We start from the raw sequence: 13,801 nt of genomic DNA, 5'->3' as shown, positions 1-13,801 counted from the left end.
ACATGGAACTGAAAACAAAAATAAGCGCTCAGGACGGCAAACAAGAACTCCTAATTACCCGAGACTTTGATTTACCTGTCGAATTACTTTTTAAAGCCTATATAGAACCAGAGATTGTTGAACAATGGATGGGAACAAAGGTTTTAAAACTTGAAAATAAAAAATATGGCGGTTACCGATTTGAAACCAGTGATACAAAAGGAAATGTCGTATTTCAGGCAAATGGTGTTATACATGAATTTATACCAAACCAAAAAATCACGAGAACATTCGAAATGGAAAACTCTCCTTTTACTGTTCAGTTAGAATTTCTGGAATTTGAAAAACAAAGTGATACAACAAGCAAATTGACTATGCATATTGTATATAAATCAACTGCCCTTAGAGATCAGATGCTTCAGCTTCCGTTTAAACAAGGACTTAATATGGCACATAATCGTTTGCAGGAAATTTTTACTAATCTTAAATAAACCATCATGACAAAGAGAAACAAAATTATTTATTGGGTTACTACACTATGGCTTTCATTAGGAATGACAGCAACCGGAATTGTACAATTATTGCAAAACAAAGACGAAACCGACCGAATAGCACATTTGGGTTATCCGATTTATTTACTAACTTTATTAGGTCTTTGGAAATTATTGGGTGTTATAGCGGTTCTTATTCCAAAGTTTCCCGTTTTGAAAGAATGGGCTTATGCCGGTTTTTTCTTTGCAATGTCAGGTGCAGTATTTTCGCATTTTGCAAATGGCGATGGCGCAAAAGACTACTTTGGCCCCATACTTTTAATAATCCTGACTATTCTTTCATGGTATTTCAGACCGGCTGAAAGAAAAGTTGTCACCATCTAAACTTTAAAAATTATAACAATGAATCCAACAGTCGATTTTTTCTTTGATGAAACCCAAAAATGGCAGAAAGAACTGGAACAACTGCGAAAAATCGCTTTGGATTGCCAGCTCACTGAGGAATTAAAATGGGGCACTCCCTGTTATACTTACCAGGGCAGCAACATTGTTTTAATTCACGCCTTTAAGGATTATTGCGCTTTCTTATTTTTTAAAGGTGCATTACTTAAAGATACAGACGGAATTTTAATTCAGCAAAGTGACAACGTACAGGCAGCCCGTCAAATTCGATTTACGAACCTTAAGGAGGTTATCGATTTAAATACAATTTTAAAAACATATATTTATCAGGCAATTGAGATTGAAAAAGCTGGTCTGAAAGTTATCCTGAAAAAAACATCAGATTTTCCGGTTTCTGAAGAGTTTCAAAAGAAATTAGATGAAAATCCCCATGTTGAAAAAGCTTTCAAAGCTTTAACTCCGGGTCGCCAAAGAGCTTATTTATTGCATTTTTCTCAACCTAAGCAAGCAAAAACCCGCGAAGCCAGAGTTGAAAAACTTGTTCCGCTCATCCTTGAGGGAAAAGGACTTAAGGATTAATTTTCTATTACATTAATATCCCGCTATGATGGAAGTAAAAGACATATTACAACAACTCGAAGCACTGGGTGACGAAAAAATTCGGGCTCAAAACAAAAAACGTGGTTCCAGTGATAATCAATTTGGTGTTAAAATGGGCGACATCCGCGCATTAGCAAAAAAGATAAAAACCAACCACCAATTGGCACTGGAACTTTGGGATATCAAAAATGTCGATGCTCGTTTTTTAGCTATATTGATTATCGAACCCAAAAAACTTTCAAAAGATCAAATTGCTAAGATGGTTTCATCTGAAAAATTTGTTCACATTGCAGATTGGTTTTATTCTTATGTACTAAAAGAATATTCAGCTAGAGAAACTTTGCGACAAGAATGGATGCATTCAAATGATATTATGCATGGACGTGCGGCATGGAGTCTCACCAGCGGATGTGTCGCCCGAAATCCCGAAGTTTTAGATTTATCGGGATTACTTGACCGCATTGAGACCGAAATGCCCAATGCAGCACCAGAAGTACAATGGACCATGAATAGTACTTTGGCACAAATTGGAATTAAATTTCCTGAATTTAGAAGCAGAGCACTTTCAATAGGAGAAAAACTAGGCATTTACAAAGACTACCCAACCTCAAAAGGCTGCACCTCTCCTTTTGCTCCAATCTGGATTAACGAGATGGTTCGCCGACAAGAATAAAACCTTAAAAATCATCAAATGAAAAATAGCAAAAACAAACTTTCGCAGGAAGAGCAAGGTCAAATCATCAACATTCTACAAACACGTTTTGAAAAAAACATGGGGCGGCATAAAGATATTGAATGGACAAAAGTAGAAGCCAAATTAAATGCAAATCCGGAAAAACTATGGTCGCTTCTTCAAATGGAAAAAACCGAAGGTGAGCCGGATATTGTAGACTATGATAAAAACACAAATGAATTTATTTTTTTTGATTGTGTACCAGAAAGTCCAAAAGCACGTCGAAGTCTGTGTTATGATCGCCAGGCATTGGATGCAAGAAAAGAGCACAAACCTAAAAACAGCGCTGTTGATATGGCCGAAGAAATGGGCATTGAAATTCTGACAGAAGAACAATACCAGAAACTACAAGAACTTGGCAATTTTGACACTAAAACTTCAAGCTGGATCTTGACACCGGCAGATGTTAGAAAACTTGGCGGAGCTGTATTCTGTGATTATCGTTACGGAAGAGTATTCGTTTACCACAATGGTGCAGAATCTTATTATGCCGCAAGAGGTTTTAGAGGTTCTTTGAGAGTTTAAAATTTTGCAAATTCAACCTGTCTGGATAATATACTGAGAATCAATTCATTCTTTCTCTTGTGGTTTTTCTATTAAAAACATTTAGTACTTAATCACAATTATTTTACAACAGAACTTCTCTTACAAAGTAAAACTTTACTAAATTCGTTTGGAAATAATTAATCACTAATCCCAAATTAGTTTATGAAAAACCTACTATTAGTATCATTTATTATGATTACCTGCTCTTCATGGGCGCAATCTGCAACGGCTTATTTTGACAAGGCCATGAAAAAAGCCGAAGCAGGCAATACCAAAGGCGCCATCGCCGATTATACAAAAGCAATCAGCATGAACTCAAAATTTGTTGAAGCTTACCAAAACCGTGGCGTAGCCAAACTAAAACTTAACGACCTAAAAGGTGCTCTGGCAGATTTTAGTAAAACCATTGACTTGGATAGTATGAATGCTGACGCCTTTACCGGAAGAGCAAATGTGAATTACAAACTGATGAATTTTAAGGAAACTATAGAAGACTGCACTTCATCTCTTGGTTTAAATCCAAAAGATTATATTGCCTATAATCTTAGAGGTTTAGCATACAATAAAAGCGGAGACAAAAAAAATGCCTGCAAAGACTTTTCTAAAGCAATTGAGCTAGGCAGTCAAAGTGCTATTAAAAACAAAGCAACCTTTTGCAGATAAACAAAGTTGAAAAAGCAAAAAAAGCCATTTGTAAATTGATTTTACAAATGGCTTTTCTGTTTAAAAAACAGACTATTTTTCTATAAAAGATATTCATACATTTGCTTGAAAATTAACCAATATGGCGCTTTTAAAAAAACTAAACCACTTTGCACAAACAGATAAAAACTCCGGTTTTGGATCTAACGCTAATAGCTACGGCGGAAGATTTGTAAATAAAAACGGAACTCCAAATATCGAAAAACGAGGGATGAATTTACTTCGCAGAATTAGCTGGTATCACACTATGATTGATATGCCTAATTGGAAATTCATGCTTATCTTGTTTACTTTTTATATTGCAATCAATTTTATTTTTGCTGTTGCCTATTATGCTATTGGTATTCAGCATCTGGATGGAATTGCACAATCTCAAAGTGTCCTCACTCAATTTGGCCAGGCTTATTTCTTTAGTGCTCAAACTTTCACAACAGTTGGTTATGGCCACATTAGCCCTACAGGATTTTTAACAAGTGCTTTGTCTGCTGCCGAGGCTTTGATTGGCTTACTAAGCTTTGCTATAGCAACCGGACTATTTTTTGGAAGATTCAGTAAACCAACCGCTTTTTTAAAATTTTCACACCATGCCTTAATTTCTCCGTATGGAGAAAACAAAGGACTTATGATTCGGCTTGTTCCTTTTAAAAACACCAATTTTACAGATGCAACAGCAAAAATTACTTTAGGGATGAGCATTGAAGAAAACGGACAACAAACCAACAAATTCTACAGTCTGGAACTCGAATTAGACCGGATAAATGCACTTTCGTTAAGCTGGACACTAGTTCATCCTATAACCGAAAACAGCCCTTTATACAATTTTGCAGAAGAAGATTTCAAAAAAATACATGGCGAAATTTTAGTATTCATCACAACATTCGATAACATGTTCAGCAACACTGTTGCAGCCAGAACCTCCTACACCTTTAATGAAGTCATTTATGGTGCAAAGTTCAAACCAATGTATAATCGCAGTAAAGATGGCTCAAAAACAATCTTGCATTTAGACCAGTTAGATCATTTTGATACTATAATATTCGGGTAATCGATTGTTTTGATACTATAATCTTTTAATAATCGATCATTTTGGTCAAGTTTATGCCAATTTTCTCGGATTTTATTCTATTTTTGTTTGCCAATTTATAAAAAATGATGAACAATATTAAAACTGTTTTCAGCATTAAAGATCTCGAAAACTTATCTGGAATAAAAGCTCATACGATTAGAATTTGGGAAAAAAGATATAACATTCTTGAACCAATGCGAACTGATACTAATATCAGGCTTTATAATTTGCAAAATCTGCAGAAGCTTCTTAATATTACATTATTACATGAATACGGCTATAAAATTTCTAAAATAGCAACCTATCCCGAAGAAAAAATTCCGCAACTGGTGCGTGAAATCACTTCAAAGAAAAATTCGCAAAACTATGCCATTACTTCATTCAAAATGGCTATGATGAATTTTGATCAGGAATTATTCTTTAATACTTTTGACTGGCTTATTTCTGAAAAAAATTTTAAAGAAGTTTTCAGAGATAACTTTCTTCCTTTATTAAAAGAATTGGGGGTACTATGGCAATCTGAAACCATTACTCCGGCAAATGAACATTTTATGAGTCATTTGATCAAACAAAAGATTTTAATTTATACTGAAAGTCTTCAAATATTAAAGCCTATTAAAACAGATAAAATTTTTGTGCTTTCATTGCCTTTAAATGAAATTCATCAAATAGGCCTGCTTTATCTGCAATATGAAATTTTATCCCACGGCTACAAAACCATTTATTTAGGAGAAAGTATGCCTATTGAAAATTTGCAGGATCTTACACGCCATTTCGAGAACATCACTTTTGTTTCATTCATGACGGTTCAGCCAGACCGAAATGTCATCAATCAGTATGTTAAATCAATGGGACAAAAATTATTGCAAAAAAACAATGAAATATGGCTTATGGGTAATATGGTAGAGCATATTGATCAGACTAACCTGCCAGATAGAATTCACATTTTCAATTCTATGGATGAAACTATCGACCATATGTAAGTATTTTGTTTAAAGTTTTTATACATTTGTTAAACAAATGAGAAAAACGATTACAATAATAGGATCAGGCTTTTCTGCATTAGCCGCTGCATGTTATCTTGCCAAACAAGGAAACACAGTAACTATTTACGAAAAAAATCAAACTATAGGAGGCCGCGCTCGTCAATTTACAGAAGATGGTTTTACCTTTGATATGGGGCCAAGCTGGTACTGGATGCCCGACGTTTTTGAACGTTTCTTTCATGATTTCAACAGAAAACCTTCAGATTATTATGAGTTAATAAAACTAAATCCGGCCTATCGGGTTTATTTTGGCATTAATGATTTTATAAATATCTGTGATAATTTAGAAGATATAAAATCTACTTTCGAAACTATAGAAAAAGGAAGCGGAGAAGAACTTCAAAAATTCATTAATCAGGCAAAAAGCAATTATGATGTTGCAATTAAAGATCTGGTTTATCGCCCAGGTATTTCCCCTATTGAACTCATTACGGCAAAAACGGCATTAAAACTAAATCAGTTTTTTGGCAATGTAAGTCATGATATCCGATTAAAATTCAGGAACGAAAGACTTGTTCAAATTTTAGAATTTCCGGTTTTATTTTTGGGTGCTAAGCCTAGTAAAACTCCTTCGTTTTATAATTTCATGAATTATGCTGATTTCGGTTTAGGAACATGGCATCCAAAAACGGGTATGTTTGATGTTATTCGTGGAATCAAAAATTTAGCCACAGAACTTGGTGTTACCATTAAAACCAATTCTTCTGTTGAAAAAATTTTAGTCGAAAACAAAATTGCAACCGGAATTATTGTAAACGGACAAATCATAAAATCAGATATCATTTTAAGCAGTGCCGATTATCATCATTCTGAAACTTTACTGGAAAAAGAGCATCGACAATATTCTGAAAAATACTGGGAGAGCCGGGTTTTTGCCCCTTCTTCCCTACTTTTTTTTATCGGCTTCAACAAAAAAATTGAAAACATTTCGCATCACGCTTTATTTTTCGACACCGATTTTAATCAACACGCAAAAGACATTTATGACCATCCAAAATGGCCTGATGCTCCATTATTCTACGCCAATTTCCCGTCTAAGACAGATTTAACTGCCGCACCTGAAGGAATGGAAAGTGGCTTTTTCCTGGTACCACTTGCGCCCGGAATTGAGGATAATAACGAATTACGTGAAGAATACTTCGAAAAAATAATTACTCGTTTTGAAGAACTTACACAGCAAAAAATAAAAAACAACATTATCTTTAAAAAATCATTTTGCAAAAATGATTTTGTTACAGATTATAATGCGTACAAAGGTAATGCGTATGGAATGGCGAATACTTTATTACAAACCGCCTTTTTACGACCAAAACTAAAAAGCAAAAAAATTCGTAACTTATATTTCACAGGACAATTAACGGTTCCTGGTCCTGGTGTTCCGCCTGCTTTAATCTCGGGAAAACTAGTAGCTGAATTAATTCAAAAATCTTTTAGATCTTAAAAAATGAAATCACTATTTGATACCGTCTCTTTCAAATGCAGTAAACTGGTTACCCAAAAGTACAGTACTTCATTCTCATTGGCTGTCAAAATGCTGTCACCAAGCATTCGCGATGCTATTTATAGTATTTACGGTTTTGTAAGGTTTGCCGATGAAATTGTCGACTCATTTCATGAATATGACAGAGAGTATCTCATAGCCGATTTCGAAAAAGAATATTATAAATCGATGGAATCAGGCATTAGTTTAAATCCTATTTTAAATTCTTTTCAGCATACGGTCAAAAAATATAATATTACAGACAATCTGATTCAGGCATTTTTAAAAAGCATGAAACAGGATCTTATCAAATCAACTTATAGTACACAAGCTGAATATGCAGAGTATATTTATGGTTCTGCAGATGTTGTAGGATTAATGTGTCTCAAAGTTTTTGTTGCCGGAAAGGAGCATAAATACGAACAACTCAAACACGAAGCCATGCGTTTAGGATCTGCTTTTCAGAAAGTAAATTTCCTGAGAGATTTAAAAGATGATAATCTAATATTAAACCGAACTTATTTTCCGGGTATTAATCTCAATAATTTCACAGAAGATTCAAAAGCACAGATAATTGAGGAAATCGAAGAAGACTTTCGCATCGCCTATCAGGGAATTGTAAAATTGCCAATTGAAGCAAAATTTGGAGTTTACACTGCTTATGTTTATTACAAAAAATTGCTTCAAAAACTAAAAAACACGCCGTATCACGAAATTGGCAATTCCAGAATCCGGGTTTCAAATTATACAAAAGCGGGGCTTTTAGCTCAGTCTTTTGTTACTTATAAGCTTAAATTAGTATAGATTATGCCTCCAATTTGTCATTTCGACCGAAGGGAGAAATCACACGCGGGATTCGACAAAGATTGGCGACATTTTACACGGAGTTTCTTGTGTGATTTCTCCCTTCGGTCGAAATGACAAGATTGTGGAAAACAAAAAAATCTTTAGAGTTAATCTTTTATAACTTAAAGCTAAACTCAAACAAAATAAGGCCCTAATTTTAATTACAACATTTATAGAATGATTTCTTTTTTAATCTTTTTAAGCGTTTTTCTGTTCATGGAATGTGTTACCTGGCTTACACATAAATATGTCATGCATGGTTTTATGTGGTACTTTCATTCCGATCATCATCAGCCAAAATACGAGCATCCATTTGAGCGCAACGACATTTTCTTTGTCATTTTTGCCATTCCCAGTATCCTCTTATTTTATTTTGGTGTTGAAGGCGGCTTTAATTATTTATTTTTCATTGCATGCGGAGTCACATTGTATGGTGCCTGCTATTTTTTAATTCATGATGTTTTAATTCATCAGCGTTTTAAATGGTTTAAAAACACTAAAAACAAATACCTCATCGGGCTCAGAAAAGCACATAAAATACATCATAAACACCTCAGCAAAGAAAAAGGAGAATGTTTCGGAATGTTGTTCGTTCCATTTAAATATTATAAAATCTAGAACTATTTCAAAAAACTAAGCCACAGATTTACATAGATTAAAAAATCCTTTAATCAGTGGCACAAAGCAATATTCAACAGTGATAAAACAAAAAGTTACCTTTTTCTGGTTCAGACGCGATTTGCGATTAGAAGATAATACAGGATTGTTTCATGCTTTACAATCCCATTTTCCTGTAATTCCTCTATTTATTTTTGATGAAGACATTCTGGATAATCTTCCCAAAAATGATGCACGTGTTACTTTTATTTATGATACACTTGATAAAATAAATATCCTATTAAACGCTCTGGAATCTTCTGTTTTAATCAAAAAAGGAAAAACAAAAGAAGTCTGGAAATCACTTCTTGAAGAATTTGATATTCAAAACGTTTTTTTCAATAAAGACTACGAACCTTTTGCTATCAAACGTGATCATGAAATTTCGTCTTTACTAAAGGAGAATGACATTGAATCTTTCTCTTTTAAAGATCACGTCATCTTCGAAGAAAAAGAAATCACAAAAGCCGACGGCCTTCCATATACTGTTTACACTCCTTACAAAAACAAATGGCTCGAGAAATATCATGTTTCTGGCGCAGTTCCGGAATATGATTCGGCTCCATTTCAATCGAATTTTGCAAAAAATCAATTCCTGTTTCCTGATCTGTCAGAAATTGGTTTTGAAAAAAGCGTTATCAAAGTACAACCTCATGACTTAACACAAATTGCAAATTATAAAGAAACACGAGATTTTCCGGCTTTAGACAGCACATCTTATCTTTCTCCTCATTTGCGTTTTGGAACCGTAAGTATTCGCAAATTGGTTAACTGGGCAAATCGTAAGAATCAGACCTTTTTGAGCGAATTAATCTGGAGAGAATTCTTTATTCAGATTCTGTTTAATTTCCCAGATTGTGTCAATCATAATTTCAAATCGGCATATGACGGAATTCAATGGCGTAATAACGAAGAAGATTTTAAACGCTGGTGTACCGGAACAACCGGATATCCAATGGTCGATGCCGGAATGCGCCAATTGAATGAAACGGGATATATGCACAATCGTGTTCGCATGATTGTAGCAAGTTTTTTATGCAAACATTTATTAATCAATTGGCAATGGGGCGAGGCTTATTTTGCCGAAAAATTACTGGATTTTGAACTTGCTTCAAACGTTGGAAACTGGCAATGGGCAGCAGGAACTGGCTGCGACGCTGCTCCTTATTTCAGGGTTTTTAATCCGGAAATCCAGCAAAAGAAATTTGACGAAAAAGGTGAATACATCCGCAAATGGATTCCTGAATTTGATTTAGGGTACAATGACCCCATGGTTGATCATGCTTTCGCGAGAGATCGCGCGATTGCGACATACAAGGCGGGAATAATTAAATAAAATTCCAAACTCTCAAATTCCAAATTCAAATTACACACAATCTTGTCATCACGAGGAACGAGAGATTATATATTTGCTATTTAAAAATTGGAATTTGGAATTTTTATATTGGAATTTTCCCCATCTAGTATTTCAAATAATGATCAACGACAATCTTCGCTTTCAAATCAAACATTAAATTATACAGACCAAAGAAAGTACGGTTCATGTAAATAAAGTGTTTAGAACCGCGGTTTCCGTTCATTTTTTTTAGGTTGGTGTCTTCAGAAAAACGTTTTCCTAATTCGGCTATTGCATTGAAGAACTTTTCATCGGCAAAATCGAAAGTATCGTTTTGGAAAGGTTTTGTAAACAGATACAACAAATCATGAAACATTTCGGTAAAATATTCCATCTCAGCTGGTGTATCGTCCTGGCGAAGTATTTCTAATTCAAAAAGCTTTTGATTAAAAAGCTTCTGGTCTGTAATTACATTTTTATTGATTAGTTCAAAATAGGGTGTATAAAAATCTTCGGGAATTTGTTTCATACAGCCAAAGTCCAACGCAATTAATTGATTTTGATCGTCAACTAAAAAATTTCCAGGATGCGGATCTGCATGCACTTTTCGTAAAACGTGAATTTGGTACATATAAAAATCCCAAAGTGCCTGCCCTATTTTATCGCCTACTTCCTGATCGGTATTTTTTGCTGTAAACTCTGAAAGATGAATTCCAGTCATCCAGTCCATCGTAATAATTTTCTCCGATGAAAACTCCGGATAATAATTCGGAAAAATAATGTTTTCGATTTTACTGCAGGCCTCAACAACTTCCTGGCTTTGCTTTAATTCCAGTAAATAATTGGTTTCTTCTATTAGCTTATCTTCAACTTCTTTAAAATATTTATCAGAATCTTTCCCTTGCAGATTAAACATTCTTATTGCAATTGGTTTTACCAAAGCCAAATCTGACGAAATACTATTAGCAACTCCGGGATACTGAATTTTAACGGCTAGTTTCTTGTCCTTTTTCTTTGCCAAATGCACCTGACCAATACTTGCTGCATTTACTGAGTTTGCATTGAATTCGTCGAAAATCTCATAAGGAGTTTTACCAAAATTGCTCTTGAAAGTTTTTAGAACTAATGGAGCCGAAAGCGGCGGAACTGAAAATTGCGACAACGAAAATTTTTCTACATAAGCCTGTGGCAGAAAATTCTTGTCCATACTTAGCATTTGTGCTACCTTAAGAGCACTTCCTTTCAGGCTTTTTAGTCCGTCATAAATATCCTCTGCATTGTTCTCGTTTAATTTATCTCTTGTCAAATCCGGATTGACAATTTTTTCGGCATAATGTTTAACGTAGTTAACTCCAATTTTTGCTCCGGTCTGAACCAATTTACCGGCTCTTTCTATTTTTGAAGTTGGTATATAATCGATCGTTTTCATTGTTTAGCGTATATTTTTTCTTTAAACAGAAATTTTCCAAAATCTATTAAATGATTCATTGGTGCCACATTCATTAATTCAAATGAAGCATTAACCGATTTTTCGATAAAAATATCTGTTTTCTCAAAAGCGGCAGATTCATCGTCCATCCAGAATTTTATCGTCATCATCAATTGGAGCCAGGCACTTTCCTGAATGGCTTTTTCCTGGAATTTTTGAAATTTTTCCTGCTCAAGTCTGTAATCGTCTGTCAGGATTTCAGAAACATATTCTTTAAATACCTCACGAAGCGAAGTCAATTGCACTAAATTTTTAAGTGGATTTCTGTCCAGTTTTAAAGATTGTAAAACATAACTCCTATTTGCTGTCAGAATTTCGAAGAAAGTAAAATAAAAACTCAACATTTTATTCTTCATATCATATTGTTGATATTCTTCATTTTTATGCAAAAGATCAACTGTATTAACAAAAAACAATCTGAATATTTCCTTTTCTAAACCTTCCAGTGTTCCAAAAAAAGTATAGAATTCGGTTTCTTCAAAATCATTTTCTTTGGCAAAATGATATACTGATTTTGGTTTTTGGCCTTTTTCTAAAACGTCATTCATATATTTAGAAACAATATCATCTCTGGTTATAGTCTTTTTTTTAGTTGCCATTTTTATTAAATTTAGAATTTGCCCTAAAGGTAAGCAATGTTTAAGTACCTTTACTTGTCCCTAAACAAGATCGGCTGTTAAATATATTATAAACTATTATGACTCAAAATGTTCTTCTAACGGGCGGAAATGGATTCATTGGAAAACATCTGGCAAATGTTCTAATTGAAGCTGGGTATTCTGTGTCTGTTTTAAGTCGATCGGCTCAGGAAAACACAGCAACCATTACGTACTACAAATGGGATTTAAAAAAGGATTTAATAGATGAAAATGCGGTTTTAAAAGCCGATTATATTATTCACCTTGCCGGTGAAGGAATCGTTGAAAAAAGGTGGACAAAAAAAAGGAAAAGAGCCATCTTGGAAAGTCGCACTAAACCAATCGATTTAATATTTTCTGTTTTAGAAAAACACAATAAAAAGCTCCATGCTTTTATCTCTGCATCGGCTGTTGGTATTTATGGTGCAATTACAAGCCATAAAATATGTACCGAAGAGACTCCGCCTGTAAACGACTTTTTAGGAAGAACCTGTCAACAATGGGAAAATGAAGTTGAGAAAATAGGAAATCTCGGTATTCGGACTGTCAAAATCAGAACCGGAATTGTTTTGGGCAAAGATGAAGGTTTTATGAAAAAAGTAGCTCCCAACTTTAAAGCAGGATTTGGCGCTGTTTTAGGAACAGGAAAACAATATCTGCCCTGGATTCATATCGAGGATTTATGTCAGATCTATTGCAAAGCTGTTTCAGACGACCAAATGCATGGACCCTATAATGCAGCTGTGACTGACAATATAACAAATGCTAAATTTTCAAAAACACTAGCGCATTTATTTGGTTATACCATATGGATGCCGAAAGTACCGGTGTTTTTATTAAAAATCATTTTGGGAGAAATGAGCGTTGCAGTCTTAAAAGGACAAAGGGTTTCTTCTGAAAAAATTCAAAAACAAGGCTTCGAATTTCAATTTACAGATTTGGAACGTACCCTTGTAAGTTGTCTGAATTAAACATAAAACAACAAATTCTCCAGATTCTAAAAGAGTTTACATTGTTGCTATCCAGTTTTTAAATCTCCAAAAAAATCTTTAGAATTTGTAGTTTATGTTTTTGGTAGTTTATCTCATTATTCCGGTCAAATCAGTCTGCACTGTTTTTGAAATTTTATTGGCTACAACATAGGGAATTTCAATGTTAAAATCAGATACCGAAAGTGGAAAAGTAGATACAATCTGAATTCCTTCCGGCACTTTTTTTATTAGTGCTTTTACTTGGATTATCTTTGATTTTCCATGAAGATATAGTTTTCCCTTTATATCGAATTCTTTTTCAGTTTCATCGATATTTTTCAAATCAAATTTTTCGATTTTACCTTTAAAAACCGCTTTTGGATAACGATGACTTTCAATATAATTATCATTAAAATGCTCTTGCATCAGATCCATTTTAAATCGAAAATCTTTGATGATAACAGTACAGATCAGCGTACTTGTTGAAGGTTCAAGAACCAATGTTCCCAGCTTATTTACCGCTTTTACTTCTTCAAAAAAAGGTACTGAGGCCTCAAAATTTACAACCGCAGAATTGGTTCTAAATTTATTTTGAGCAAGTATTGAAAATGTGGTAAAAAGTAAAATTAATAAAGTAGTTCTTTTCATAATCGTTAACAATTAAACAATTATGTCATTCGATTTTTTTTTATTTTAAGAAGAGAAAATCAGAACTTAAGATAATGGCTTAAAAATAGAATGGCAGTACTCCGTGAAATATTCTATAACCAAATAATTATATACTTAAAGTTACGTAATTTCTCTGTACAAAGTTTCTGA

At 34.0% G+C, this 13,801-nt stretch carries 16 protein-coding genes; 13 read left to right on the top strand and 3 right to left on the bottom strand.

What is annotated here, in order from left to right; translation table 11 throughout:
* Nucleotides 1-2: 2 nt before the first annotated feature.
* The 12 genes from OLM51_RS07265 (at nt 3) to OLM51_RS07210 (ending at nt 9,884) form a co-directional block, all read left to right on the top strand.
* Complete coding sequence (locus tag OLM51_RS07265) at nt 3-470, top strand: SRPBCC domain-containing protein (protein ID WP_264553671.1); 468 nt, start codon at nt 3-5, stop codon at nt 468-470.
* A gap of 6 nt (nt 471-476) precedes the next feature.
* Nucleotides 477-854 carry a DoxX family protein gene (locus OLM51_RS07260; protein ID WP_264553670.1) on the top strand — a complete coding sequence of 126 codons (378 nt, stop codon included), beginning with the start codon at nt 477-479 and terminating at the stop codon, nt 852-854.
* 18 nt (nt 855-872) lie between these two features.
* The gene (locus OLM51_RS07255; protein ID WP_264553669.1) at nt 873-1,451 is read left to right on the top strand and encodes a YdeI/OmpD-associated family protein; all 579 of its coding nucleotides are present in this window, start codon (nt 873-875) and stop codon (nt 1,449-1,451) included.
* A gap of 28 nt (nt 1,452-1,479) precedes the next feature.
* Complete coding sequence (locus OLM51_RS07250; protein ID WP_264553668.1) at nt 1,480-2,145, top strand: DNA alkylation repair protein; 666 nt, start codon at nt 1,480-1,482, stop codon at nt 2,143-2,145.
* Nucleotides 2,146-2,163: 18 nt separating this feature from the next.
* Nucleotides 2,164-2,730, top strand: coding sequence for a DUF4256 domain-containing protein (locus tag OLM51_RS07245; RefSeq protein WP_264553667.1), 567 nt, complete (start codon nt 2,164-2,166; stop codon nt 2,728-2,730).
* A 183-nt stretch (nt 2,731-2,913) separates the two neighbouring features.
* The gene (locus tag OLM51_RS07240; protein WP_264553666.1) at nt 2,914-3,414 is read left to right on the top strand and encodes a tetratricopeptide repeat protein; all 501 of its coding nucleotides are present in this window, start codon (nt 2,914-2,916) and stop codon (nt 3,412-3,414) included.
* A 121-nt stretch (nt 3,415-3,535) separates the two neighbouring features.
* Complete coding sequence (locus OLM51_RS07235) at nt 3,536-4,498, top strand: ion channel (protein WP_264553665.1); 963 nt, start codon at nt 3,536-3,538, stop codon at nt 4,496-4,498.
* 104 nt (nt 4,499-4,602) lie between these two features.
* The gene (locus OLM51_RS07230; RefSeq protein ID WP_264553664.1) at nt 4,603-5,502 is read left to right on the top strand and encodes a MerR family transcriptional regulator; all 900 of its coding nucleotides are present in this window, start codon (nt 4,603-4,605) and stop codon (nt 5,500-5,502) included.
* A gap of 37 nt (nt 5,503-5,539) precedes the next feature.
* Entirely contained in the window at nt 5,540-7,006 is a 1,467-nt protein-coding gene (locus OLM51_RS07225) for a phytoene desaturase family protein (protein ID WP_264553663.1), read from the top strand.
* A 3-nt stretch (nt 7,007-7,009) separates the two neighbouring features.
* Nucleotides 7,010-7,849, top strand: a complete 840-nt coding sequence (locus tag OLM51_RS07220) for a phytoene/squalene synthase family protein (protein WP_264553662.1) — start codon at nt 7,010-7,012, stop codon at nt 7,847-7,849.
* A gap of 219 nt (nt 7,850-8,068) precedes the next feature.
* On the top strand, nt 8,069-8,509 hold the full coding sequence (locus OLM51_RS07215; protein ID WP_264553661.1) for a sterol desaturase family protein: 441 nt from the start codon (nt 8,069-8,071) through the stop codon (nt 8,507-8,509).
* Nucleotides 8,510-8,588: 79 nt separating this feature from the next.
* Nucleotides 8,589-9,884 carry a cryptochrome/photolyase family protein gene (locus tag OLM51_RS07210; RefSeq protein ID WP_264553660.1) on the top strand — a complete coding sequence of 432 codons (1,296 nt, stop codon included), beginning with the start codon at nt 8,589-8,591 and terminating at the stop codon, nt 9,882-9,884.
* Between the two features lie 124 nt (nt 9,885-10,008).
* Here the strand turns inward: OLM51_RS07210 and OLM51_RS07205 are convergent, their stop codons facing one another.
* Both OLM51_RS07205 and OLM51_RS07200 read right to left on the bottom strand, forming a co-directional pair.
* Nucleotides 10,009-11,313 (bottom strand): ABC1 kinase family protein, encoded by a 1,305-nt coding sequence (locus tag OLM51_RS07205; protein WP_264553659.1) that lies wholly within the window; start codon nt 11,311-11,313, stop codon nt 10,009-10,011.
* Complete coding sequence (locus tag OLM51_RS07200) at nt 11,310-11,972, bottom strand: TetR family transcriptional regulator C-terminal domain-containing protein (RefSeq protein ID WP_264553658.1); 663 nt, start codon at nt 11,970-11,972, stop codon at nt 11,310-11,312. The genes OLM51_RS07205 and OLM51_RS07200 overlap by 4 nt, the downstream gene beginning before the upstream one ends.
* Before the next feature lie 98 nt (nt 11,973-12,070).
* Between OLM51_RS07200 and OLM51_RS07195 the strand changes: the two genes are divergently transcribed.
* Complete coding sequence (locus OLM51_RS07195; protein ID WP_264553657.1) at nt 12,071-12,982, top strand: TIGR01777 family oxidoreductase; 912 nt, start codon at nt 12,071-12,073, stop codon at nt 12,980-12,982.
* Nucleotides 12,983-13,090: 108 nt separating this feature from the next.
* Here OLM51_RS07195 and OLM51_RS07190 read toward each other — a convergent pair whose 3' ends face one another.
* Nucleotides 13,091-13,630, bottom strand: coding sequence for a YceI family protein (locus OLM51_RS07190; RefSeq protein WP_264553656.1), 540 nt, complete (start codon nt 13,628-13,630; stop codon nt 13,091-13,093).
* Nucleotides 13,631-13,801: the final 171 nt, after the last annotated feature.

The organism is Flavobacterium sp. N2038 (genome assembly GCF_025947185.1).
Classification (GTDB): Bacteria; Bacteroidota; Bacteroidia; order Flavobacteriales; family Flavobacteriaceae; genus Flavobacterium.
This window is presented reverse-complemented; position numbering and strand designations above follow the sequence as displayed.